At 46.7% G+C, this 25,333-nt stretch carries 21 protein-coding genes, 1 tRNA gene and 3 rRNA genes; 6 read left to right on the forward strand and 19 right to left on the reverse strand.

What is annotated here, in order from left to right:
• Positions 1-11 precede the first annotated feature (11 nt).
• From V1L52_RS10330 to V1L52_RS10345, 4 genes are all read left to right on the forward strand, one after another.
• A complete protein-coding gene (locus V1L52_RS10330) occupies positions 12-1,118 on the forward strand; it encodes an ABC transporter substrate-binding protein (RefSeq protein WP_428769394.1) in 1,107 nt (368 codons plus the stop codon).
• Positions 1,115-2,134 (forward strand): FecCD family ABC transporter permease, encoded by a 1,020-nt coding sequence (locus V1L52_RS10335; RefSeq protein WP_428769396.1) that lies wholly within the window; start codon positions 1,115-1,117, stop codon positions 2,132-2,134. Before V1L52_RS10330 ends, V1L52_RS10335 begins: the two co-directional genes overlap by 4 nt.
• The gene (locus V1L52_RS10340) at positions 2,131-2,916 is read left to right on the forward strand and encodes an ABC transporter ATP-binding protein (RefSeq protein ID WP_428769398.1); all 786 of its coding nucleotides are present in this window, start codon (positions 2,131-2,133) and stop codon (positions 2,914-2,916) included. The genes V1L52_RS10335 and V1L52_RS10340 overlap by 4 nt, the downstream gene beginning before the upstream one ends.
• Before the next feature lie 128 nt (positions 2,917-3,044).
• Positions 3,045-3,269: a hypothetical protein gene (locus tag V1L52_RS10345; RefSeq protein ID WP_428769400.1), complete on the forward strand. Its 225-nt coding sequence runs from the start codon at positions 3,045-3,047 to the stop codon at positions 3,267-3,269.
• Positions 3,270-3,818: 549 nt separating this feature from the next.
• On the opposite strand, the gene rrf is transcribed toward V1L52_RS10345, so the two are convergent.
• The 7 genes from rrf to V1L52_RS10380 form a co-directional block, all read right to left on the reverse strand.
• Positions 3,819-3,927, reverse strand: a 5S ribosomal RNA gene (gene rrf, locus V1L52_RS10350).
• A gap of 60 nt (positions 3,928-3,987) precedes the next feature.
• Positions 3,988-6,957: ribosomal RNA gene (locus tag V1L52_RS10355) — 23S ribosomal RNA — on the reverse strand.
• Between the two features lie 191 nt (positions 6,958-7,148).
• Positions 7,149-7,222 (reverse strand) — tRNA-Ala (locus V1L52_RS10360).
• A 163-nt stretch (positions 7,223-7,385) separates the two neighbouring features.
• A 16S ribosomal RNA gene (locus tag V1L52_RS10365) occupies positions 7,386-8,930 on the reverse strand.
• Together the 16S, 23S and 5S rRNA genes with 1 tRNA gene alongside form the textbook arrangement of a ribosomal RNA operon.
• Positions 8,931-9,279: 349 nt before the next feature.
• Positions 9,280-9,873 carry a CDP-diacylglycerol--glycerol-3-phosphate 3-phosphatidyltransferase gene (gene pgsA / locus V1L52_RS10370; protein ID WP_428769402.1) on the reverse strand — a complete coding sequence of 198 codons (594 nt, stop codon included), beginning with the start codon at positions 9,871-9,873 and terminating at the stop codon, positions 9,280-9,282.
• A gap of 75 nt (positions 9,874-9,948) precedes the next feature.
• The gene (locus tag V1L52_RS10375) at positions 9,949-10,683 is read right to left on the reverse strand and encodes a DUF2715 domain-containing protein (RefSeq protein ID WP_428769403.1); all 735 of its coding nucleotides are present in this window, start codon (positions 10,681-10,683) and stop codon (positions 9,949-9,951) included.
• A gap of 147 nt (positions 10,684-10,830) precedes the next feature.
• Entirely contained in the window at positions 10,831-11,652 is an 822-nt protein-coding gene (locus V1L52_RS10380; RefSeq protein ID WP_428769405.1) for an AAA family ATPase, read from the reverse strand.
• A 150-nt stretch (positions 11,653-11,802) separates the two neighbouring features.
• Between V1L52_RS10380 and V1L52_RS10385 the strand changes: the two genes are divergently transcribed.
• The gene (locus tag V1L52_RS10385; RefSeq protein ID WP_428769407.1) at positions 11,803-12,420 is read left to right on the forward strand and encodes an NUDIX hydrolase; all 618 of its coding nucleotides are present in this window, start codon (positions 11,803-11,805) and stop codon (positions 12,418-12,420) included.
• A 30-nt stretch (positions 12,421-12,450) separates the two neighbouring features.
• Here V1L52_RS10385 and V1L52_RS10390 read toward each other — a convergent pair whose 3' ends face one another.
• Both V1L52_RS10390 and V1L52_RS10395 read right to left on the reverse strand, forming a co-directional pair.
• Positions 12,451-13,224, reverse strand: coding sequence for a LysM peptidoglycan-binding domain-containing protein (locus V1L52_RS10390; RefSeq protein ID WP_428769409.1), 774 nt, complete (start codon positions 13,222-13,224; stop codon positions 12,451-12,453).
• Entirely contained in the window at positions 13,224-14,180 is a 957-nt protein-coding gene (locus V1L52_RS10395) for a hypothetical protein (RefSeq protein WP_428769411.1), read from the reverse strand. The genes V1L52_RS10390 and V1L52_RS10395 overlap by 1 nt, the downstream gene beginning before the upstream one ends.
• A 254-nt stretch (positions 14,181-14,434) precedes the next feature.
• On the opposite strand from V1L52_RS10395, the gene V1L52_RS10400 reads away from it, so the two are divergent.
• Complete coding sequence (locus V1L52_RS10400) at positions 14,435-14,701, forward strand: co-chaperone GroES (RefSeq protein ID WP_428769413.1); 267 nt, start codon at positions 14,435-14,437, stop codon at positions 14,699-14,701.
• Between the two features lie 102 nt (positions 14,702-14,803).
• Here V1L52_RS10400 and V1L52_RS10405 read toward each other — a convergent pair whose 3' ends face one another.
• The 10 genes from V1L52_RS10405 to V1L52_RS10450 form a co-directional block, all read right to left on the reverse strand.
• Complete coding sequence (locus V1L52_RS10405; protein WP_428769415.1) at positions 14,804-16,588, reverse strand: hypothetical protein; 1,785 nt, start codon at positions 16,586-16,588, stop codon at positions 14,804-14,806.
• A gap of 5 nt (positions 16,589-16,593) precedes the next feature.
• Entirely contained in the window at positions 16,594-17,016 is a 423-nt protein-coding gene (gene nusB / locus V1L52_RS10410) for a transcription antitermination factor NusB (protein WP_428769417.1), read from the reverse strand.
• 15 nt (positions 17,017-17,031) lie between these two features.
• The gene (locus V1L52_RS10415) at positions 17,032-18,114 is read right to left on the reverse strand and encodes a SurA N-terminal domain-containing protein (RefSeq protein WP_428769419.1); all 1,083 of its coding nucleotides are present in this window, start codon (positions 18,112-18,114) and stop codon (positions 17,032-17,034) included.
• A gap of 125 nt (positions 18,115-18,239) precedes the next feature.
• Positions 18,240-20,030 (reverse strand): alanine--tRNA ligase, encoded by a 1,791-nt coding sequence (locus tag V1L52_RS10420; protein WP_428769421.1) that lies wholly within the window; start codon positions 20,028-20,030, stop codon positions 18,240-18,242.
• 307 nt (positions 20,031-20,337) lie between these two features.
• Positions 20,338-21,195 (reverse strand): Rpn family recombination-promoting nuclease/putative transposase, encoded by an 858-nt coding sequence (locus V1L52_RS10425; protein WP_428769423.1) that lies wholly within the window; start codon positions 21,193-21,195, stop codon positions 20,338-20,340.
• A 129-nt stretch (positions 21,196-21,324) separates the two neighbouring features.
• The gene (locus V1L52_RS10430) at positions 21,325-21,558 is read right to left on the reverse strand and encodes a hypothetical protein (RefSeq protein ID WP_428769425.1); all 234 of its coding nucleotides are present in this window, start codon (positions 21,556-21,558) and stop codon (positions 21,325-21,327) included.
• A gap of 84 nt (positions 21,559-21,642) precedes the next feature.
• Positions 21,643-21,996: a hypothetical protein gene (locus V1L52_RS10435; RefSeq protein WP_428769427.1), complete on the reverse strand. Its 354-nt coding sequence runs from the start codon at positions 21,994-21,996 to the stop codon at positions 21,643-21,645.
• A gap of 121 nt (positions 21,997-22,117) precedes the next feature.
• Positions 22,118-22,627 carry a hypothetical protein gene (locus tag V1L52_RS10440; protein ID WP_428769428.1) on the reverse strand — a complete coding sequence of 170 codons (510 nt, stop codon included), beginning with the start codon at positions 22,625-22,627 and terminating at the stop codon, positions 22,118-22,120.
• 14 nt (positions 22,628-22,641) lie between these two features.
• Positions 22,642-23,505 carry a hypothetical protein gene (locus tag V1L52_RS10445; protein WP_428769430.1) on the reverse strand — a complete coding sequence of 288 codons (864 nt, stop codon included), beginning with the start codon at positions 23,503-23,505 and terminating at the stop codon, positions 22,642-22,644.
• Positions 23,506-23,751: 246 nt separating this feature from the next.
• Positions 23,752-25,278, reverse strand: coding sequence for an FGGY-family carbohydrate kinase (locus tag V1L52_RS10450; RefSeq protein ID WP_428769431.1), 1,527 nt, complete (start codon positions 25,276-25,278; stop codon positions 23,752-23,754).
• Positions 25,279-25,333 lie beyond the last annotated feature (55 nt).

A 25,333-nucleotide genomic window follows, 5' to 3' on the forward strand; every position in this document is an offset into this window, starting at 1 on the left:
AGGAGAATAAAATGAAAAAATATACCGTACTTTTGGGAATTGCCGTATTCTTTTTTATCTTCGTTTCATGCGGCAAAGAAACAAAAAAAGCCGCCGATACCAAGGCGGCCCTCAGAACCGTTGTCGATCATAACGGAGAAACCGTCGAAATCCCCGGCGAAATCAATAAAATCGTTATTCACCAGCTTTTGCCCCTGCCCTCCGTCCTGTGCGTATTCGACGGATCCGCCGACCGCTTGGTGGGCATTCCGCCGGCTTCCATGACGGCCGCACGCGGCTCTTTGCTTGAAAAAACCTTCCCCAAAATAACGTCGGCTTCCACCGCCTTTACAAACGGCAACGATTTGAACATTGAAGCCCTGCTCAATTTGGAACCCGACGTTGTTTTCCACGGCGCAGGCCCTGAAATGAGTAAAAAACTGCGCGAAGCGGGCCTTAATGCAGTCGGGTTCAGCGCGCGCAAATTCGATTACGATTGCGTCGTTACCTTTGAAAAATGGATAGACTTGTTGGGACAAGTATTGGATAAAGAAGACAAAGCCGCAGGTATCGGAGAATACGGACACAAAGTACATGCCGATATTCAAAAGCGTTTGGAAAAAATCGACGCAAAAGACAAGCCGCGTGCAATGATTTTGTTTAACTACAACGACAGCGCGCTCACCGTTTCGGGAAGTCAGTTTTTCGGTCAATACTGGCTTACTTCAACCGGAGCCGTCAATGTCGCCGAAGATTTAAAGGGCGTCGCTCCGGTCAACATGGAGCAAATTATACAGTGGGACCCGGATATCATTTATATCACCAATTTCAGCCCGCGTATGCCCGAAGATTTAATCGAAAACAAAATCGGCGGCCACGATTGGAGCCAAATCAAAGCGGTAAAAAACAAAAAGGTGTACAAATTCCCCTTAGGCATGTACCGCGGTTTTCCGCCGGCTTCCGACACTCCCCTTATTTTACAGTGGCTGGCAACGCACAACCAGCCGGAACTCTTTAAGGACATCGATATTATCAAAGAAACCAAAAAGTTTTACAAAAAATTTTATCAAATCGACTTAACCGAAGAAGATATCCGCACGATATTCAATCCTTCAAGAAGCGCCGGGAAGTACAAATGACAAAAGAGCACCGAAAATTTTATATAGGCATATCGGTATTAGCCGTTTTATTTTTTGTTACCGCACTTTTGTGCCTTAATATAGGCCGCTATCACGTTCCCTTGAATAAAATGCTTTCGGTGCTCTTTAATTATGCCGACAGTATGAGCGCCGAGCCGAAACTGCATTCGATTGTGTTTAAAATACGGCTGCCGCGCATACTGCTTGCCGCCTTTGCAGGAGCAGGTCTTGCCGTTGCGGGGGCGGCCTTTCAAGCCCTGTTTTCAAACCCCCTTGCTACCCCCGATACCCTCGGAGTGGCATCGGGCGCCTCTTTCGGAGCGGTTGCCGCCCTGCTTTTTTCGCTGAACGCCTTATTCGTACAGCTTTTTGCATTGGCGGCAGGCATTGCAGCTTTGTTTTTAACCGTCCTTATCGGAAAAAATAAAAAGGGCGGAAAAAGCAATATCATTATGATTATACTTGCCGGAATGGCCGTATCGTCTTTGAGCCAAGCCCTTGTATCTTTGGCAAAATATCTTGCCGACACCGAAGAAGTGCTGCCGGCCATTACCTTTTGGCTTATGGGCAGCATGGCAAGCGCAAAATACTCGCACCTTATCATAGGCCTTCCCTTTATTACAATCGGTATGCTGCTTTTATGGAGCGTACGCTGGCGGCTGAATATCCTTACCTTCAGCGAAGACGAAGCGCGCTCCTTAGGCGTAAACGTAAAAGCGGTGCGCCTTATTACCATGTTCAGCGCAACCCTCATCACCGCTTCAACCGTTTCCATGTGCGGCCAAGTAGGCTGGGTGGGTTTATTGGTGCCCCACATCGCACGTATGATTTTCGGCAACAACAGCAGCTTTGTTATTCCCGCAAGCGTCGGTTTGGGAGCCGTTTTAATGATTATTATAGACACGGCGGCACGCAGCCTTATCAACTCCGAGATTCCCGTGTCAATTTTAACCGCCGCCTTGGGAGCGCCCCTTTTTATCTTTCTCTTAAAAAAAACGGGAGGAATACAATCATGACCTTTGAAGTTCAAAACGGCCGCTTTTCATACGGCGGACAAAAAAACATTATAGACAATATAAGTTTTACCCTGCATCAGGGAAAAGTATTATCAGTACTCGGCCCGAACGGTGTCGGAAAAACAACCCTTTTAAAATGCTTAATGGGCTTACTGAAATGGAACAGCGGATGCACCCTGCTCGACGGCAAAAACATACGCGACTATTCGCCCAAAGAGTTTTGGAGCAAGGTTGCCTATGTGCCGCAGGCAAAACAGTCAACCTTTGCATACACGGCCCTCGAAATGGTAACCTTCGGGCGCTCGGCCCACTTGGATTTTTTCCGCCAGCCTACCGATGAAGACCGCCGCACCGCCCTTGCCTGCATGAAAGACATCGGCATCGATTTTTTGCAAAACAAGCTGTGCAGCGAAATGAGCGGCGGCGAATTGCAAATGGTGCTTATAGCACGCGCCCTTGCCGCAAACCCGCAGCTTTTGGTATTGGACGAACCGGAGTCAAACCTTGACTTTAAAAATCAATTGACCGTTTTGGACACGATAAAAGATTTATCGCGCACAAAAAACATAAGCGTTATCGTAAACACCCACTATCCCGACCACGCAATCCAAATAGCCGACAGCACGGTTATTTTAAAACGAAACGGCGAATGTTTATACGGAGATACCGCACGGATTATAAACGAGGCAAATCTCATCGACGCCTTTAACGTAAAAGTCCGCCTTCGCGACGTGCATATAGAAGAAGAAACCTATACTTGCGTTATCCCCGTCAGCGCATAGAACCGGCACATCTTAATTCGGGCGGCTCGGGAAGGGTCTCGCCCGCTCGCCCCTTCCCGCCGGGCTTTGCGGGGCTTCGGTACACGGGCGCGGACATTACCGCCCCCGTGTGTACTGCGCAAGCGTTTTTGAAAAAACGCTTGCGCCCCCCCTCCAATCCCTGCCGTACACGGATGTACGAAAACGTTTTATGTGAGGAGTTTTGCAAAGCAAAACTCAAGGTGTACACTGCACACGAGGTGCAGTGTACACACAATCCCTCCCGCACAAAGATGTACGCTTTTATAACCGCCATGAACCGCGGATACAGCCTTATAAAAAATGAGTTTGTCGCAGACATACTCACCGCATAAAAACTCACACAACGTGAGTTTTTATGTCCTTTTACGTACGTCCGGTGGAGTATCAATGATACCCCTTTTAAATAAAAAAAGCCCGGCTTCGAGCGCAGAGCGCTCAGCAACCTGCGCACGGCAATAGTCGGGTACTTTTGCCGTGCGCGTCGAGTTTGGCGTAAGGCTTGCGCCTTATCGTCAAACTCGCATACATAACCGGTGCTAAAAGCTGAAGTTTTTAGCACCAGCTGCTCACTTACCCAGTTTGCCCGTGAAAGAAACAGGGCTTTCCAATACACTGGGAGCAAACTGAAAGCGCACTGTGTGCGCCGGTTCCCTAGAACTCTATTTTATTTAAAAAGGCTGTCCTTTAGACAGCCCTTTTAAATAAAAAAAGCCCGGCATACCCGACTCCCGTCGGGCAGCAACCGACGCACGCACGCGTGCTTAGCACGTTTGCAAGGAAACGGTTTTGAACTCTGCAAATACCAAAGCAAACGTGATAGGTTCCTTTGAACTAATTTTATGCCCTGAGACGCACGCTGTACGCCTCAGGGCATAAAAAAAGCCCGGCAGCAACCTACTTTCCCGCGAATGCAGTATCATCGGCGTAAGAGAGCTTGACTTCCGTGTTCGGGATGGGAACGGGTATTACCTCTCCACTATGGCCACCGGGCAATAAATACCAAGTTAAAATAAGGGGGAAACGTCTTACATTTCAAACAAAAAAGATAATATGGTCAAGCCTCACGACTGATTAGTACTGCTCGGCTGAATACATTGCTGTACTTATACCTGCAGCCTATCGACCGGATAGTGTCTCCGGAGTCTTTAGGAGGGTTATACCCTCAGGGATGATTTATCTTGAGGTGGGCTTCCCGCTTAGATGCTTTCAGCGGTTATCCCTTCCGAACGTAGCTACTCTGCACTTACTCTTGGCAGAATAACAGATACACCAGAGGTTCGTCCACATCGGTCCTCTCGTACTAAATGCAGCTCCTCTCAATCATCCAACGCCCACAGCAGATAGGGACCGAACTGTCTCGCGACGTTCTGAACCCAGCTCACGTACCGCTTTAATTGGCGAACAGCCAAACCCTTGGGACCTGCTCCAGCCCCAGGATGCGATGAGCCGACATCGAGGTGCCAAACCTTCCCGTCGATGTGAACTCTTGGGGAAGATCAGCCTGTTATCCCCGGAGTACCTTTTATCCGTTAAGTGACGGCGCTTCCACTCGCTACCGCCAGATCACTAAGACCTACTTTCGTACCTGCTCGACCTGTCAGTCTCGCAGTCAAGCCGCCTTGTGCCTTTACACTCATACACCGATTTCCAACCGGTGCGAGGCGACCTTCGCGCACCTCCGTTACTCTTTAGGAGGCGACCGCCCCAGTCAAACCGCCTGCCTACCATTGTCCCCATACCGGCTTCACGGCACGGGTTAGAAATTTCATTCATCAAGAGTGGTATTTCACCTTTCGACTCCGCGCAGCCTAACGACCACGCTTCACAGTCTCCCACCTATTCTACACATGATAAATAAAATCCCAATAGTAAGTTACGGTGAAGGTTCACGGGGTCTTTCCGTCTAACTGTGGGTAACCGGCTTCTTTACCGGTATATAAATTTCACCGAGTCTCGCGTTGAGACAGTGCCCAGAATCGTTACACCATTCGTGCGGGTCGGAACTTACCCGACAAGGAATTTCGCTACCTTAGGACCGTTATAGTTACGGCCGCCGTTTACCGGGGCTTCAATTCAATGCTTCAGGGCTCCCTTGACATCTCCTCTTAACCTTCCGGCACCGGGCAGGTGTCACCACCTATACGTTTCATTACTGATTGGCAGATGGCTGTGTTTTTGATAAACAGTCGCCTGGGCCTGCTCTGTGCCACCCTCTTCTTTAACCAAATCGGGCCACACTTCTTCCGAAGTTACGTGTGCATTTTGCCGAGTTCCTTAACGCGAGTTCTCTCGTGCGCCTTAGATTTCTCATCCTTCCTACCTGTGTCGGTTTACGGTACGGTCTTTACCAGCCTAGCCTGAGACAATATTTCCCGGCACCCTGATTACACCCGCTTCGCTTCGACTTTCTCTCCACTCGCTGTCACAACTTACCTCAAACGACGGATTTGCCTATCGTTCTCAAAAGCTTATTGCTTCGACCGGAACTACCGTTCTCCGGCCGGGTTTCACCTCATGCGTCTTGCCCTCGAAACTGATAAAGGTATCGGATTATGAACCGATTTCCCATCGACTACGACTTTCGTCCTGGCCTTAGGGGCCGACTTACCCCGGGCAGATTGCCTTTACCCGGGAAACCTTAGGTTTTCGGCGGACGGGGATCTCACCCGTCTTTGCGTTACTTATGCCTGCATTCTCTCTTCCACTACCTCCAGTACCCCTCACGGGTATACCTTCTTCGGCCCATGGAATGCTCCCCTACCACCTAACGCTTAAACGCGTTAGATCCAAAACTTCGGTATACCGCTTAGCCCCGTTACATTATCTGCGCTTGCATGCTCGACCAGTGAGCTATTACGCACTCTTTTAAGGAATGGCTGCTTCTAAGCCAACCTCCTGGCTGTCTGTGCATTCAAACTTCATTTTACACTTAGCGGTATTTCGGGACCTTAGTTGTTGGTCCGGGCTGTTTCCCTTTCGACTACGAACCTTGTCGCACGCAGTCTCACTCCCATATGTTGTTTAGCGGCATTCAGAGTTTGATTGGGTTTGGTAGGCAGTGACGCCCCCTAGTCCATCCAGTGCTTTACCTCCGCTAAATTTATATGAGGCTGTCCCTAAAGGCATTTCGGGGAGAACCAGCTATTTCCAGGTTTGTTTAGCCTTTCACTCCGAGTCACAAGTCATCCATACCTTTTTTAACAGATTATAGTTCGGTCCTCCACAAGGTTTTACCCTTGCTTCAACCTGCTCATGACTAGATCACCTTGGCTTCGGGTCTACCTCATGCAACTTAAACACGCCCTATTAAGACTCGGTTTCCCTTCGGCTCCGGAACTTCCATTCCTTAACCTCGCTGCATAAGATAACTCGCAGGCTCATTCTACAAAAGGCACGCTACTACCCTTATAGGGCTGTAACATCTTGTCGGTTTATGGTTTCAGGTTCTATTTCACTCCCCTTACCGGGGTTCTTTTCGCCTTTCCCTCACGGTACTGTTGCACTATCGGTAGCTGTGGAGTATTTAGCCTTGGATCGTGGTCGACCCTGCTTCCGGCAAGGTTCCTCGTGCCCCGCCGTACTCAGGTACCGCATCAAAGAGACATATACATGTCGCGTACGGGGATTTCACCCTCTCTGTCAGGCTTTCCCAAACCTTTCCGCTATATATATGTTTTCTCAAAACTCTTCGGGTCATCCCCATGCGGCCCTACAACCCCGCTTTAAGCGGTTTGGGCTCCTCCGATTTCGCTCGCCGCTACTTTCGGAATCTCCGGAGGATCGCTCCTCTTCTTGATTTCTTTTCCCGAGTTACTTAGATGGTTCACTTCACTCAGTATGGCTTTACTACCCTATTTTATTCAGGTACGTAATGACAGAATCGCTCCTGTCGGGTTACCCCATTCGGCTATCCGGGGATCACTGAATATGTGCTTCTCCCCCCGGCTTTTCGCAGCTTATCACGGCCTTCTTCGCCTCACAGCTCCCAGGCATCCGCCATAAACCTCTATTCGCTTGACCATATTATCTTTTTTGCTTTCCCGTAAACTTCTTCAACACAAATGCCCGTCAAGCAGGCCGTCAAACCTTCAAAATACTCGACATTCTTCAAACCGGCCCTTCTTAAGCACTCAAGTCTCCGTTTACGTGCGTTTCCCTTCCCTATTTCTGTCAATTTACTCTGCAATCCGCCGCGCACGGCATCATGCGTATGGAGATAAGGGGATTCGAACCCCTGACCTACGGCTTGCAAAGCCGCCGCTCTAGCCAGCTGAGCTATATCCCCGTCCATATAAATAAACGGGAGGAAAGAAAGAACAATACAGTTCACAAGAAAAGAAGCCCGTGTTGTACATCTAACACTTATCTGCTTATCCGCATCTATGACCTCGATTTTCGTAAGAAAATCGACCGTCAAAAACGCGAAGCATTTTTGACCTTTCTCTTAGAAAGGAGGTGATCCAGCCGCACCTTCCGGTACGACTACCTTGTTACGACTTCACCCTCCTTACAAAACATACCTTCGGCGGCGTCCTCCTTGCGGTTAGACTACCGACTTCGGGTACCCTCTACTCGGATGGTGTGACGGGCGGTGTGTACAAGGCCCGGGAACGTATTCACCGCGCCGTGCTGATGCGCGATTACTAGCGATTCCAACTTCATGGAGTCGAGTTTCAGACTCCAATCCGGACTACGATAGTTTTTTTGCGTTTTGCTCCGCTTTGCAGCTTCGCCTCACTTTGTTCCTACCATTGTAGCACGTGTGTAGCCCTGGACATAAGGGCCATGATGACTTGACGTCATCCCCACCTTCCTCCGGTTTGTCACCGGCAGTTCCGCCAGAGTCCTCAGCTTTACCTGTTAGTAACTGGCAGTAGGGGTTGCGCTCGTTGCGGGACTTAACCCAACACCTCACGGCACGAGCTGACGACAGCCATGCAGCACCTGTTGTACCTCGTATTGCTACGCTGCCGTATCTCTACGGCATCAGATACTATGTCAAACCCAGGTAAGGTTCCTCGCGTACCATCGAATTAAACCACATGCTCCACCGCTTGTGCGGGCCCCCGTCAATTCCTTTGAGTTTCACCCTTGCGGGCATACTCCCCAGGCGGTACACTTATCACGTTTGCTTTGGCACCCAGCTTCAACGCCGGACACCTAGTGTACATCGTTTACGGTGCGGACTACCAGGGTATCTAATCCTGTTCGCTCCCCGCACTTTCGCACCTCAGCGTCAATTATCTGCCGGTAACCTGCCTTCGCCATTGGTATTCTTCCACATATCTACAGATTTCACCCCTACACGTGGAATTCTGGTTACCCTTCAGTAATTCAAGATACGCAGTTCTCAATGCAGTTCCGCAGTTAAGCTGCAGTATTTCACATCAAGCTTGCATATCCGCCTACATGCCCTTTACGCCCAATAATTCCGAACAACGCTCGCAACTTACGTGTTACCGCGGCTGCTGGCACGTAATTAGCCGTTGCTTATTCAAGCCCTACAGTCACCGCAAAGGCATTCCCTCCTCTGCTTATTCCTCAGGCTTAAAAGGATTTTACAACCTTTCGGCATTCTTCATCCACGCGGCGTCGCTCCGTCAGACTTTCGTCCATTGCGGAATATTCTTAACTGCTGCCTCCCGTAGAAGTCTGGGCCGTATCTCAGTCCCAATGTGTCCGTTCACCCTCTCAGGCCGGATACCCATCATTGCCTTGGTGGGCCGTTACCTCACCAACCAGCTAATGGGCCGCGGGCCATTCTTTTAGCGAAGCCTTAGCTCCTTTCCTCGCATCCTTCTAATAAATGCGGTCACATTCGGTATTACCTACTATTTCTAGCAGCTATCCCCAGCTAAAAGGTATGTCACCCACGTGTTACTCACCAGTCCGCCACTCTAGGAGAAGAGCAAGCTCTCCTCTTGCCGTTCGACTTGCATGTTTAAGACGCGCCGCCAGCGTTCGTTCTGAGCCAGGATCAAACTCTCCATGATTTTATTCATAGGTCATTAAGACCAATGATTTCATTTAAGTCCGTCCCTGCTGTATCTTTCAGGAACCGTCCCGATACATACCTTAAAGCATCTATCGAAACTTTTGTGCTGTACCTTCCGTACAGCCGCCCCTTCTCTTGTACGTTTGAACTATACTTGCGTTCTTTCTTTCCATCCCTGATTATTTCAAATTTCTCTTTTTTGAAATGCGCACGGCACTTCAAAGCGGCTCGCTGCATCGTGTGTACCTTAGCGGCGAGTGGATTGAATATATCATACTCCGATATTTTATGTCAAGCACTCTTTTGCTTTTTTTTCATTTTTTTTGATTTTTTTTACACCGCTTACGCTATTTTACGGTTTTATCTTTTAAAACCGCCTTAAACGCAATAATGTAGTGTATGAAAGAAGCATAGGCAAAGAAAAGACAGAGTAGATAAAGTCCTTTTCCTATTCCGTTCAGCATTTGTACCGGCAGTTTATCGGCAAAACCCAAACGGGAAGCGCTTTCCACGGCCAAAGAAAACATCCCCGACACTATATACAAAACCGTTTTTACCTTTCCGCCCATTTTTGCACCGATTGCGACCCCGTGTTTAACGGCAATGAGGCGCACAAAAAGCATACCGAATTCGCGGTGTACAATCGGCACTAAAATCCATAAGGGCATATAGCCGCTGAATGCATAGCAAAAAAAAGTCGTCAAATGCAAAAAAATATCGGCATAGGGATCGAATATTTTGCCGAAATCGCTCACCTCATTGTGCTTGCGTGCATAAAATCCGTCTAAAAAATCGGTAAATTCAACCAAAATTAAAAGCGGAAGCATAATAAAGGCGGAAAGCCGGATAAAAGAGCCCGTCCATACCGGCACAAAATACAAAAGAAAAAAAATCGGCGCAAATACAATACGCACCGAACTGAATGCATCTGCTGTTTTCATTCCGTAAAGTATACCATAAAAAAAGGCCGCTGTAAACAAGTGTTTACGGCGGCCGCAGTCTTATGTATTGCTTAATTAAAATTTAAATACGGGACCGATTTTTACCAAAAAGATATTCGTAAAGCCCATCTGAAAGCTTGTAGGTGAAGAGGATGAAGAACTTGAAGGATATCCGTGAGAAGAAGCGTACGAATCAAAGAAGATACCGGAAAGCTCATTAATTAAATCCGCAAAATCAAAGGGCCGCATCGTAAAGCCGAAGCTGGGTATACCCATTATACTCAGATTAAGTCCTATGTTTTTTGTGAAAAAATACTGGGCGCCGAAATGAATCGGAATACCGCCGGTTACAATACCGATGCGTTCAACCGTTACAGGCTTGGAACCGTTAACTTCTTCTATAGTCATAACACCGATACCGTTACCGAATCCTGCAGCCAAATTAATATACAGGTTTTCTATTCCTTTAAAGGTATAACCGAAAAGTAAATTACCTTCGTATAAAGCACCGCTTGTTTTCAGGCTTACCTCGCCGAGGTTGCCGAACCGCGATTTCATCTTGCCGCCGAAAGAAAGATTATGGTCCCATAAAAACGTAAAACCTTTTTCGGCAATAACGCCTAAATCCAAAGATACGGCAAAAGACGACAAAGATGTTTTTGCAGCGCTCCCGGAAGAAGAGGAAGCACTCAACTCCTGTCCGTTAAGCGAAAAATCGGAAAAGCCGATAGTCGGTGTAATTACAAATTCCGCAAAACAATAGCCGGAAACAAGCATTACACAAAGCAATCCTACAACAATTTTTTTCATAAAAATCTCCTTTTTGAATTCGTATTATACTTTATTACTCCGGATACATAAGCACAACCCGAATCCCCGTCAATTATAATGACCTCACCGGATAAGGTAACAAAAATAGTATCTCAAAATAAAAATAAAAACAAGTATACAGGTTCGTTAGGGATAGGCTTTAAAATCCTGTACTACGCTGATACCCGAAAGCACTTCTTTATCTTTCATAACTTCCGAGGCTATGACAACCGCCTTTTCGGCAACAATGGGAGATTCCGCAACTCCGTGTAAAGTAAGCGTCGGCCCGTTTATCACTGCACGCAAAAAATTGATATTCAATTTGTAATCGAAAATCAGAGTATTGACCACACGCTGTGCGGTTAATAAGTCGGCGATTTTTTGATTTCCGGCTTTTTCAAGCTCCCGTGTTATCAGTTTTTTACACATTTCGGCCAAAACAAGGGCGGCGTCGTGTTCATTGAACAAGCCCGTATTCAGCACTAAATGAAAATGCACCGGATCTTCAACCGAAAGATTAAAAAAACTTTTATGAAACCCGATACGGTTTGCATCGCTTTCCTCCACACGCTGAAGGGCGCGTTTTTCATCCCAATCGAATTCGTCCATAAGCCGCTTAACGCGTATGGAATCGGCGGCGATAAACCGTACCGCCAGGAGATTGGGTACCGACTCAAGAACGGCAAAGGCCCCGCGGCCGATTAAAATACAATTGCCTTCGGAAGCCGCCTCAAGGATAGCGGTTTGCAAATAGTCCAAATATTCGTCACGGTTTTTCGCAAGAGATGCAAAAAAGCCGGGCTTACGCTCATCGTATTTTTCCAACTGTTCTGCGGGAAAGCCCAGCGAAATAATTTTACTTTCAACGGCCTTTCTGTCTACAAAAGTATATCCGAGTATACGTGCCAGCTCACGCGCAACCTCATCTCCCAATGCTGCAACTTGACGCGAAATCGCAATAACGGCCATACAAAACACCTCCTTTACCGTATCCGCACATAAAGCGCTTTTCCCGAACGGTATTTACATCCCCGTGCGGATTCTTTATGCTGTAAATATATTATTTTGTATCCATATATAGAATAAAACGAAAAAGAAAACTTGTCAAAGGGGAATTTTATGAACGGGAACGAAAAAACACGGGAAGATACGGCCTTGATATGGAAGACGGGGAAAAAAGAGCTTTTATGTAAAACTCCCGTTTTTACGGTAAACCGCCAATACGCGGTTTCGCCCGAGGGACTGACAAAAAATTTTATTACGATGGATGCCGCCGATTGGGTGATATGCATTCCCGTTTTAAATGCACAACAGACCGAACCTATTGCAGGAATTAAACAAAAATGTTTTGTAATGGTCGAACAGTGGCGGCACGGGGCAAAAACTTTAAGCATAGAGTTTCCCGGCGGCGTTATCGACAAGGGAGAAAGTCCCGAATGTGCCGCAGCACGGGAGTTATCGGAAGAAACGGGTTTTACCGCAGGAAAGCTGATTTCTCTCGGGGCCATAAACCCAAACCCCGCCCTCTTTTCCAATACCGTGCATTTTTTTGCGGCGGAAAACCTTGTCGACACCAAAAAGCAAAATCCCGATGAAGACGAGTTCATAAAGCGCCTCGTTATTCCCGCGGCGGAGGTTATAAAAAAAACGGGACGGCCGCCGTACATACATGCACTTATGGCAGCCGCCCTCGGTTTGTATTTGACAAAGCATTGCCCGGTCCCCTCACAGGACTGAGCAATACATATGTACAAACGGAGTTTGCACTCAGTTTTTAGGACTTTGAGCTCCGTACATTCCGGTGTCTATCATCGCACTCACATCCGATGACGATGAGGCGGCTTTTCTCTTACCGTAGTTATCGTATTTTACGGAAGGAGAATACACTCCGTCACGGAACTCCCCGGTTAAACTGGGAATCAGCATCTTCATACCCGGATGTATAAGATCGGGATTTGCAGGATCGGGCATTGAAGATTTATTTGCCTGATACAGGTTTTCCCACAAAAGCGGGTTGTCATAGACATAGGGCTTACCGGCAATATTCCAATAGCAATCTTTCGATTTGGCCCAAGGTGTTACGATATAATACTTGGGAAGGGGCAATATTTCTTTAATGCCTTCCAAGGCGGCAAGACATTCTTCGGCGTAGAGGGTAGCCGTAGCCCAGTTTTTCATACCGTATGCCATAACCGCATTATCCAAAGCCTTTTGTCCGGCGCTAAAAGCCATCGGATAGTTTACATCGGCTTTAAGATTTTTTGCATACAGGATTCGGTTGCGGGCATAAATGATACGGGTGTTGGCTTCGTATTTTGCCAGCATTTCCGTAACATATTCTTCCGACAATTGAGCATTTTCTTCGGCTAAAAGAGAATATTCGACTGCGCGATCGTATTCGCCTTCATTAAAAGCTTTTTCCGATTTTGCCTTGTATTCACGTGCAAGCTTTTGATAGGGGTTATCCATATAACTTGCCGCGGCAAGACTGAACACACCGAGTACACTCAGGCACAAAACAGCTGCTAAAACCTTTTTCATTATCGGGCCTCCTGTCCGGATTCATTTGAAGCCGAGTCAAGGGCCTCGACTTTTTCAATCGGCGCAATACCGTCAGCCTTGACGGCAACGGCATCCGCATCTTCAACGCGTCTTTTTGCACGAGCCATTGCTTCTTCGGCTGCGGCGCGTTTTTTTAACACATCCTGATACACCTTATCTATCATACCGCGGCAGGTAACGAAATTATTATAGGCTTTTTCGTTTTGTCCCGATTTTAATTCCTGATTACCGCGGGTAAAAAAGGCAACCGCATTCGCATAACCCGTTTTATCGGCAACGCCGGCTTTGATTGCGTCGGCCTTGTCTTTAATTTCAATAACCTTTTCGCGTTCTTTTTCGGCCAAAACCTTGTATCCCGCTTTCAAAACGGCATTATAACCGTCCAAAACTTTTTGCGTTTGGGCGGACAAGTCTTTGCCGCTTGCACCGGACTTGAACATCTCCTGAGCTTTACCGGCCGCCTTTTCCGCCGCATTATATTCGGAGGCAGCGTAACCTGCAAAATTCATTTCGTTGATTTTTTTACGAGCCGTCGAAGCTAAAGAAGCCTGTTCAAGAGCCTTATATTTATACACGATATCCGATGCCTTTGTCTTGAATTCGGCAGGATCGCCTCCGTCTTTATATGCGTTTTGGGCATTACGCGACTCCGTATCCACAGCGGTCAATTCACTGCGAAAATACCGATCGGCTCCGGCGGCAACGGCTTTTTTACGTGCGGCATTCAATTCTTCAATAAGCTTTGCGTTTGCAGCGCGTACATCGGCTCCCGTATCCTGAACGGTACCCGTTTGCTCGACGGTTTCGGGTTGTTCCACAACAGTTGTTTGTTCTTCGGGTACGGCCGGTGTATCTTTGGGCGGCGTTTTACAACCTATCCAAAACAGGGTCAAAAGACTGCAAAGGCATAGAGCCGGCATTATGCGTTTTTTCATGTTATCCTCCTAAATCGATAATCCGGAGCGGTTTTGCAGAAGCTCAATGTAAACCGTATTCAACATTGTATGCTGTTTAAACCGTTCTTTCGCAAAATAAAGCATACACTATATTTTGAATAAATACAATCTTTTATATTCGGATTTTTAAAAAAACGTTGATAAAGCGCAAATTTTTAAGTTGACGGAAGAAGGCGTTTTTTTGTATATTTAACGTAATATAAATATACGCAACTGTATTTTGGAGGATAGGAATGAAGGTTATACCTTTAGCGGACAGAGTTCTGGTAAAAATCGAAAAAACGGAATCAAAAACGGCAAGCGGAATTATTATTCCCGATACGGCACAGGAAAAAACACAGATCGCTGCCGTTATCGCAGTCGGAACCGATACCGAAAAAATCAAGGTAAAGGCCGGTCAGCGCGTTATGTACGATAAATATGCCGGAACTCAGGTTAAAATCGACGGTGACGAACACCTTATCTTAAAAGCCGAAGACGTTATCGCAATCATCGAATAAACATCGCACAAACACAAAAAAACGTCCGGAGCTTTCCGTTTTCGGACAAGCGTACGAGCCGCCGGTTAAAAATCGGCGGTTTTTTTTATGTACGGCCTTTCCTTAATAGCCTTGATTCTCCATTTGCTTAAGCATGAGGCGGGCGCGCTCATGACCGGGTTCGAGAAGTATCGCCTGCTTAAGAGACAAGACGGCACTGCGCCTTTCCCCCTGTTCACGCTGAATAAGGGCAAGTTTACAGTAAATATCGGCCTGCATTTTTTTATCCGTGCCGGCTTCAAGTACCCGCCTGTAGAGGGCTGCAGCTTCAATCCGCCGTCCCGAACCGTTATACAGGGCGGCAAGGTTTAAAAGAGCCCCGTGCGGCATTGAAAGATTTCCGTTTTTTACGGCCGCATTCAAAAGCGCTTCGGCTTTTTCATAGTCCTTATATTTAAAAGCAATGTAAGAGCCTATATCGTACTCCCACGCTTCTCTCAGAAAGCGCGCTTCCGGCAGGCTATCCGTTTCCTCTAAGGTGTGCGCTTCAGTCATTTCGGAAGCTTCGCGGCCCAATGCATACCGTTTTTCCCACAGTTCGGCAGCCTGAGCAATCATATTGTAGCGGCAAAAATACCATAAGCCGAAATGCACCAAAAGGGGGTCATATTCAAAGGGGGCGGGAGCATTTTGCTCAATCATCGTCCATACATCCGCCGTTCGGCTCGGGTCTCCTGCGATAATATCGATACGCTTGTGCGCTTCTTCAAGCCGCCAACACAGTTTTAAATGTTCCAGTACAAGGGCGGCGTTTTTATTGCGCTCCAAGCTCTTTTCCATAAGTACAAGCGCCTCTTCGGGTAAAATCCGTGGCGTCAATTCATCCAGTTCCATGGAAAGGGTTTTTATACCCTTTTCGTGCAAAACCGAAGAAAAAATATGCTCTTGCGTATGGGGAGCGGCTGTAAGGGCATAGCGCGCATAGGCGGCAAGACCGGGCACATAATCGGGAAAGTTTTTTACCAAAGACGATAAAAAAAGATGCGCATAGCCCATATTGCCGGCCTTAAAAGCGGAACGCGAAAGGTTGTGCCATGCCGCCGGATTGGACAAGGGGAAGCGCTCGGTCGATAAAAACCATAAAGAGGCCGCACCTTTTTCATCGCCGGAACGCAAAAGCGCATCGGAAGCAAGCATAAGGACGGCATCGCTTTGTTTTGCAAAGCGCAAATCTTCGATGCACTGAGCAAAATGTTCTGCATGATAAGCGATACGAGCCCAAAACTCCGGCATATCGTAGACGGACATAGCCCGAGGATGCAGCTCAAAGGCCGCTTCGGCAGTTCCCGCAAAGGTTTCAACAAGGGCCGCATTGCGCAGATAGGCGCTGTTTCCCGTGGTTAAAGCGGCATCCGCATAAGCTTGCTTAAAAGAAAGGGATAAAAAATCGGCGGCTTGAAATTGCTCATCGGCGAGGGCTTTTTGAAAGCGTATTTCGGTATACAAAGAACCGTATTTTGTACCTTCAAGTTTTGCCGCATAAGGCAGGGCCTGCTCCGTGCGATTTGAAGCCGTAAGAAGATGGGCGTATACGGCTGACAGTTCCGGATTGTCGGGAAAACGTTTCAACCCCTTGAGAAGTTCTTTTTCCGCAAATTCGGGCTTATCCAGCACAAAGGCGCGGCGCACAATGCTTAAATAATCGGCTGCGGAACGGGTAAGCTTCGCATTTTTTTTTAACAGGCGCCAAGCGGCCCCGTAATTTTCATTTTTAATAAGAAGGTCGATTCGCTCAAGCTTTTCGAAAAAAATACCCGAAGAAGAACGGCTTGAACAGGCAGTCAAAGATGTAAAGACGCTGAATACTATCAAACACAGACAGGCGGCACAAAGGCCGAACCGTTTCATCGGTTTTACGCTTCTTTTTTTAAACCGGGCTCGATTGCGCCTAAAATACCGTTTATAAAACGGTAGGCATCGTCGCAGCCGTATTCACGCGAAATATCAACCGCCTCATCTATAATTATGGACGGATGAATGTCCTTTTGAAACAAAAGAGAGTACACACTCATACGTAAAATAGCCAAGTCAACCTTATTGAGCCGGCCTATTTCCCAATTTACAAGACGGCTTGAAATTATTTCATCGATTTGTTTTATATTTTCAAGAGTCCCGCTGATAATAAGCCGGGCAAAGGCTTTTCCGTCTTCACCCATACGTTCAAGCCGGTCGTCGGAAGCCCACGAAAAATCCAAAAGCCGTTCCGTGTCGGCGGCTCCCGCATCCCATGCATAGAGGGCTTGAAAGGCTAAAATACGGCTTTTACGCCTGGCCATGAAAACTCCTTGACCTTACCATTCCAAAAGCTTGTTTAAAGCATCGCCGCTTTTAAGCATTTGGTAGTTTTCGGGAAGACGCAAAGATTTGGTAACTTCTTCAACCGCCTGAGCAAAGCCTGCAGCCTGTTTTTGGCGGCCGAGCTGTTCCTTTATATACTCGTAAACCGTAATTGCGGTATCGGGCTGAACTTCATCGTCAAGGGCGAGAATCTTTGCACCGTATTTTTCCTGCACGGCATAAAACTGAAAATCGTCGGGCATTTCTTTTATATCCGAAACAAAGCCCGCATTTTGAGTAAATAATTTTAAAAGGGAATCGTAGTCCATGCCCAGCTGTTGAGCGGCCAAGGTTCCTTTACTGATATACATATCGCCCGCCTGAAAGCCCGAGTTATCGACCTTGCCTTTTACCTTTAATTGGGCATAACTTGTTTTTTTGTTTTTTACATCGGCGTGTAAAGAAGAGGCGAGTTTTTTAGCCGCAACGGCATCTTTTGCCTTCGGGACGACCACCAAAAAAAGTTTTAAAATATCGTTTTGTACAAAATTCGATTTATTGATTTCAAAAAACGAGCGGATTTCGGCATCGGACACACTCATATTTTGCAGAGAATTTTGCTTAAGCGACATCACATACTGCTGAGCAATCAATTGATTTTTCAGGAAGGTTTTGTATTCGTTTAAATTCATGCCGATTTGCGTATTAAAATACTCGTCAAGCGACATCCCGCTTTGAGACTTTACCAGGGCGGCAAATTCCTGCTCGCTCACCTGCTGACCGACTTGGGCGGAGATGGAATCCAAAAAGTATCTGTCCACTTGAGAATCGCTTATGGAAAGCCCGGCTTTTTGCGCGGCTTGAATTGCAAGCTTTTCATCTATCATGGCATCGAGGATTTCTTTTTTTTGTTCAATCGAAAAAGAGGGCATCCCCGTTTGCTTTTGATAAGCGGCTACCCGCGTTTTAAGCTGTTTAAGCGTGATCGATTCCGTTTTGTACAGTTTTACCGTAACCAAAGGCTGTAAATCGCTTTGCGCCGACACGGCGGCGGTAAAAATCATCAAAAGAAAAGCTGTTCCGAATACACGTTTCATATCCCGTCCTTTTAAAATAAAGCAGTTTTAAGCCTTGCGGCATAAAAATATAACAATCGGAAGGCGCCGTCGTTACAGGGCAAACCGAATTTGTTTGATACACGGTTTAATCGCCGGCAAACGCATTATGCCTGAATCACCGCCCGTATACGGCGCACACCCGCTGACGACGACTGCTCTTTTTGTATTTTGAACGTGCCGATGGTTCCCGTGTGTTCCACGTGAGGGCCGCCGCACACTTCTTTTGAAAAATCGCCGATTGAATATACCTTAACCTTTTGCTCGTATTTTTCGCCGAACAGGGCGCGCGCACCCGTTTTTTTTGCTTCTTCCAAATCCATCACTTCAACCGTAACGGGAAGGTCGCGCTTTATCTGCTCGTTGACCATCGCTTCAACCTGCGCGATTTCTTCTTTAGTCATCGGGGAGGGATGCGAAAAGTCGAACCGCATGCGCTCGGCGGTGATATTCGAGCCTTTTTGCGCAATGTGCTCGCCCAAAACGCGGGCCAAAGCTTCCTGCAACAAGTGGGTGCAGGTGTGGTACTTTGTCGTAATTTCCGAATGGTCGGCCAAACCGCCTTTAAAAACCTGATTGCTTGAGGCGCGCGACAATTCCTGATGCTTTTTAAAAGCTTCGTCGAATTCGGCGCGGTTTACCTTCATGCCGTGCTCGCCTGCAAGCTCTTCGGTTAATTCGACGGGGAAGCCGAAGGTATCGTAGAGGCGGAAGGCGACGCGGCCGGGAATGATTTTTGCAGGGTTTTTCATCAAATTGGGCAAAAGCTTTTCAAACTCGGCTTCGCCCTTTTTTAAAGTTTCGAGGAACTTTTCTTCTTCGCGCAAAAGTTCTTCCAAGATAACGGTGCGTTTTTCTTCAAGTTCCGGGTAGGCGGCTTTAAAGTTTTCGATAACAACCTGAGCGGGAACTCCCAAAAAGGCTTTTTCCAAGCCGAGTTTTTTCCCGTGGCGCACCGAGCGGCGTATCAGGCGGCGCAGTACATAGCCCGCTCCCACGTTGGAAGGAAGCACGCCCTTGGGGTCTCCGATAATAAAGACGGCCGCGCGTACGTGGTCGCAGATAATGCGGATTGAAGTGTCGTCGGCTTCGTTTTCGCCGTATTTTTTGCCGGTTAAGTTTTCCAGCGACTTGATAATCGGCTGAAACACTTCCGTGTCGTATACGGATTTTTTACCTTGGAGCATGGCCGATGTGCGCTCTATTCCCATACCCGTGTCGACGCAGCGGCGGCTTAACTTGGTGTAGTTTCCGTCCTTGTCTTTATTGTATTCCATAAAGACGTTGTTCCACATTTCGATGTATTTACCGCATGAACAGCCGGGCTTGCAGTTATCGCCGCATGATGCTTTTCCGGTATCGTAAAAGATTTCGGTATCGGGACCGCAGGGTCCGGTTTCGCCGGCGGGCCCCCACCAGTTGTCGCTTCGCGGCAAAAAGTGTACCCGTTCTTTCGGGATACCGAGGGACATCCATATTGAAGCGGACTCCTCGTCGCGGGGAATGCCTTCTTCGCCTTCAAAAACGGTAACCGATAATTTATCGACGGGAATATTCAGCCATTCTTTGCCCGTTAAAAACTCAAAGCTCCAGCTTATGGATTCTTTTTTAAAGTAATCGCCGAGCGACCAGTTACCCAGCATTTCAAAACAGGTAAGATGGCTTGAATCCCCTACCGAATCGATATCTCCCGTGCGTATACATTTTTGATAATCGCACAGCCGCGTTCCCGAAGGATGGGGCTCTCCCATTAAATAGGGCACCAGCGGATGCATTCCCGCAGTGGTAAATAAAACGGTCGGGTCGTTTTCGGGGATAACCGACTTACCCGATATTTCCGTATGGTCCTTTGTTTTAAAAAATTCTATATATTTAAAACGTAATTCATTTGCTGTCATATACTATATAATAGCTAAGCGGTATATAAAAGTCAATATTTCGCGGAAAGCTGCGAAAACCGCGAGGGGCGCAGGGAGCGCAAAGAGGTTAAGAAATTTTATGAATTATTCCTGCCTGTGCGCCCTTGGCAGTTGGTTCGATTCCAACCGCTTCCGTTCATATTATTTTTTTGTTTTTATGCCTATCGGAATTTTGTGCCGCTTTTTGACATCGACACCCCTTTGTTCCCCAAAACGGTATATTTCTTTTTAAAAGGCGCTTCCTTAAAAGAAACTATTTGATTTATGCTAAAAAAAGACCCTAAGCTCACAGTTTAGCGATTTCCTCTTCTGAAAGACCGGTAACTTTTGAAATCAAGTCAACACCGAGCTTTTCAATCCTCATAAGTCGTGCCGTTTCAAGAGCTTTTTGCCGGACACCTTGGGTGTAACCGAAATGTTCCCAAGAGGCCTTATCGTGTTCATACTTCATACGGTTTTCATAGAGCCACCGCTCTTTCGGGTCTTGCAGCATTACGTCTACCGTTTCATTTGCCTGTTCCATTACAGGAGAATTATCAGCAAGCATTGCGCGCACCTCCCTTTCGTCCGTTTCTATAAACTTTAGCCAATTTACCAGCCGTTGAGCTTTCTCATCGGGCTTGGCCTGTACCGGCTGTTTCTTTGCTGCAGCTAAGTTCAAAAAATGAATTTCAAGTTCATCGGACAGCTCCGTATAAAGCTGTTTTTCCAGCACCCGATATTCACTGTGAAGCAGTTCATTCAACTTAAAATCTTCACCGACTATGTTTATTGTAATACACTTAGGCAATTTTGTATACATGTCACCTTTCCGTAAATTCGCTGTATACATCTTCGCCCAATAAAAAACCGTGCGCTGTGCAAACTCATCGTTCCACCGGTTTTGAATTTCAATGTCGATAACCGTGCCGTTTTTAAGACGAAGTTTTACGTCTAAAATGCCTGTCTTGTCATTTACGGAATCATTGTGGAATTCCTTGTCTAAAAGTTCCAAGTCTTCAATGTCTTGAGACGGGATATCCAGCACACAGTCCAAAAAATCCTGTAAGACAGCCTTATTTTCTTCCGAGCCGAATACCTTTTTAAACGCATAGTCGTTGCGTAAAGTGATTTTGAACACATCATTCGATTTCTTTTTCCCCATACTTTACCTCCATATATATTAGAGGTGTAAATTGCAAAAAAAAGAGACTATTCCCGAAAAAAAATACATTTTTAATTAACCGCCAAGGGCGCGGGAACGTAGAGGAGTTCAAGATTCTCCGATTGGCGGTTAAAAAACGAATTGTGCGGTTTTTATATGCTGCTGTGTATCTTCGTCGTATACATAAACATCGGTGCGCCGATTTTCGGTATCGTAATCGATGAGCACGACATCGGAGGGAATAAGATGGTTATAACAGTCGATAAAATGCTTTAACAGGGTTGTATCTTTTTTGGGGTTATATTCTTTTTTTGCAAAAAAATATTTTGTGTATTTTTTGGGTGCAAGATAAAAATAAAACATTGCCTCCGAAATCGCCGTCATTTTTGCCGAAGGGACATTGCCGGCAGGGGCCGGAGTTTTCAGCCCCTAAGCCGAACCGAATTTTTATTTAAGAGTATACCGTACCTTTATAACTTTTTCTCCGTTTTCTTCAACCACAGTGGCTGCCCAAACCGCAAAATTAAACCAGCTACCTTCCGGTTTGTTTTTATTGACATCATTTAAATACCAAGCGTCAATTTGCTGACTTCCGCTCAGTTTTGCGTAAAACCACAAATAATCCCGTTCTCTTACCACCGCTCCGGGTAAAAGGTCTTGAGCTGTGGTCATATTCCGACAGTCCATCTTCTCCGGATCAAAGAACACCTTTGCCTCCAAACCGGTTGAGGGGCCTGCAGGATTTTTACAGGCACATAAAATCAACAGTAAAAGAGGCAGATAAAAAAGGCGTTTTTTCATAAAAGCTCCCGCATCCGTACAGTCGGCATAACGCCGTGCCGGATATATAAGTTTCTTCTATTATTATACCCCCCCAAAAAAAAGTCAAGCCTTTTTTATTGCGAGGTAAAAAGCACGGGTTTTACATCAATTCTTTTAACATGAGAATCACGGCAGCCGGAAGCATTAAAAACCATGCCGCCGCAGCCGCTATAAGCAGACTTTCAAAGAGATTTTTTGTGCGGACGATTTTTTGTAAGCGTATCAATTCGGAAAACTCGCCCGCGGTTAAGCTGTCGTTTTGTTCGAGTTCCGTGCGGGCAAGGTCTTTAAAGCCTTGTGTATAGATACGGATTTCTTTTGAAAAACCGCGGCGGGGCATGGATGTTCCGAAGTGTAAAAAGCCGGTAAAAAGCGCGTCGGCTATGTCTTTATAAAAGCCGGCCTTATTCAATAAATCTATCATGCGTTTGACGTTTTTGCAGCTTTTTCCGTAAAACACGGCGGCACAAATAAGAAAAACCGCCGCCAAGCCCCAAATAACAAAGGGAAAAAACGGAGCGGACGAAAATAAAAAATTAAGGGTGTTCAGGACGGTGAGTACGGCTGCAAAAAGGACGGCGAAAAAGGATTGGGACGAATGCTTTTCCATAAATCTGCCTCTATTTATTTAAATCGGTCTTTTATCATCCAATGCTCCGAATACTCGGAAAGCAGTTTTTTGCGGAGTTTTTCCCTTCTTTCGGGATTATCTTCAAGCAAATATTCATAATACAAACCGGGAGCAAAGGTGCTGCCGGTTGACACCAGTTCTTGTACGTATGTTTTACACAGGGCCGTATCTTCCGCCTTATAAGCCGTTTCGAGGGCTTGAATCAGCCACGTACAGCGGCTTTCGGCGGTCAGGGAGGCGGTCTTTTCGGTTAAGGCAAGGCAGTTTGCAGCTAAACCGTATTCTTTTCTTGTGTAAAGAAGGCCGTATAAAAAATCCGCATATAATAAAAAGCGGTCGTCCGCCTGTACATCACGGGCGGCAGCCGTGAGTTTTTCCGCACAGGAAAGCATCTGAGGCGAACTTTCCGGCTCGGAGCTGCCGTTAAAGGCACGGAATTTTGCGGACAAAAAATCGATAAAGGTGTTTCCGTCTTTTGTCCCTGTCGAATTCAAAGCGACAACCCAGGGCGGTACAAACAAAAATTCGCTCTCGCAGTCCAAAAAAGAGTCGCCGTCAAAATCGAGTAAAAAGATATTTTTACCGTCCTTTTGAGTAATAAGGCCGAAGGGATAATAGTTCATTGAAACCAACACCGCACCGTTTCCGTATTTATATATTGAAACCCTGTCTTCCGGCCAAAAGCCGTCCTCGGCAGTTCCCATAAAAGCGGCCGTATCGATTTTTTTTGTAATACCTTTAAGCGAATCTCCGATTTCAAATGCTTCGGCAAAGACGATAAGCGGCAGCAGCAAGAAAAAGAGCGGAACGAAAAAACGGCGTATTGTAATACCGGCCGCAGGCTTCCTTTTTGTCATAAGCTTGCTTACCTCCTCTAACCGGAAAACCTGTAAGCTTACAGATTGGCGATTTCGGCTTCGGAAAGACCGGTTGCTTACTGCTTGTAATAATAAGTATATCATTATTTATACATTCCTGTACAGCTCGTAATATCAAAAAGCAGATACGCTGTCGTTATATATACAATTAGCCGCAAAGTGCACATTTTTAATTAACAGCAGAGTAAGCGTTTTCTACTCTAAAGTACGTGCCTTATAATTCTTTTAACCTATAAGACTTTGAAAATCGTCCCACACGGAATCCAAAGAAGATGCGGCTTTTTTATACACTGCATAGCGCTTATCATAAGAGGCTTTATGCCGGAGATTCGGCATAAAACGTGCGCTTACACGGCACATTTTTTTAACCGATTCCGTTAAAGAAGACGTATCGCCGAGGGCAAAAGAGATGGCCATAACACAGCCCAAGGCTCCCGTTTCACGCGCGTCTACGGTTTCCACAGGCAGCCCTAAAACATCGGCAAACATTTGCGCCCATACGGCACTGTTTGCAGCCCCTCCGGTCAAGCGGACAACCGACGGCTTTACCTTACTGCTTGCAATGAGGCGGTCGATATGCACGCGATGACAAAATACGATTCCTTCATATACGCTGCGTAAAAGATGAATACGCTTGTGAGCGGCATTCATTCCCATAAAACAAGCCTTTGCATTCGGATGCATATTGCTTCCCATAAGAAAAGGTATATACAAGGGGATATACTCTTCGGGCGCTATTGCCGCAATTTTTTCGTCCAGCCGTTTATACACATTTTGGCCTCTTTGCTCGGCCTTTTCAATCAGTTCGGGGAACAATTCCTGAATTATCCAATTAAGGTTTCCCGCCGACGTAGGGCTTGATTCTTCGATAAAATAATAGCCGGGCAGACAATAAAAACTGTTCATGCCGATAGAGCCGTCCATAACCGGTTCTTTTTGAATATAACCGTTAATGGACCATGTACCTGCGACAACCGAAAGGGTGCTTTCATCGATTACACCCGCCGCCAAGGCACAGGCATCTATATCGAACATACCGCCTATAACCGGCGTCCCCTCGGAAAGCCCGCTAAGCCGCGCGGATTCGGCCGTTACCGCACCGCATATATCGGCACAGCGGCACAGGGGAGGCAGGGCGTCTTTTACCGCTTCAAGACCGAATAATTTTAAAAGCTCGTCATCATAGGTTCCGGTACGTAAATTAAGCAAAGAACTTCCCGAATAGTCCGTTAATTCCGCATACGCCTGTCCGGTCAGCCTAAAGCGGATATAGTCCTTACATTCGAATATCCACTTTATATTGCGGTAAACGTCGGGCTCATTATCACGTATCCACGCAAGAAGGGCGGGCGGCTGACAGGCAAGTATATTTTGACAGCTGCGCTCAAAAAGCCTTTGCTTTATGCCCGCTTTTTCCCATTCAATCGGATAAGAAAAGGCACGGTTATCCGATGAAAGGATTCCGTTGCGTATCGGGGCATTATTATTTCCCCATAAATACAAGCCCTTGCCGTGCCCGCAAATACCGACTCCCGCAATCTCGGTATTCGATACGCCGCTTTTTGCAAGAACTTTTTGAATAAGAGAGCAGATTGTTTTCCACATCTGTTCCATATCGCATTCTATAAAATCGGGCCGCGGTGTAATCAAAGCGGTATCGCTTCTTGCAACGCAGGCTTCTTTTCCCTCCGCCGTAAAAAGGGCGGCCTTTATCGTCGTTCCCCCGCAGTCCAAACCGAGATAGTATTCCATGGCATTCTCCGGATACTATTTTATAACATATATCGGGAACCGTCAATTTTTTTAT

Source organism: Treponema sp. HNW (assembly GCF_050320395.1).
In the GTDB taxonomy this organism is placed as follows: Bacteria; Spirochaetota; Spirochaetia; order Treponematales; family Treponemataceae; genus Treponema_C.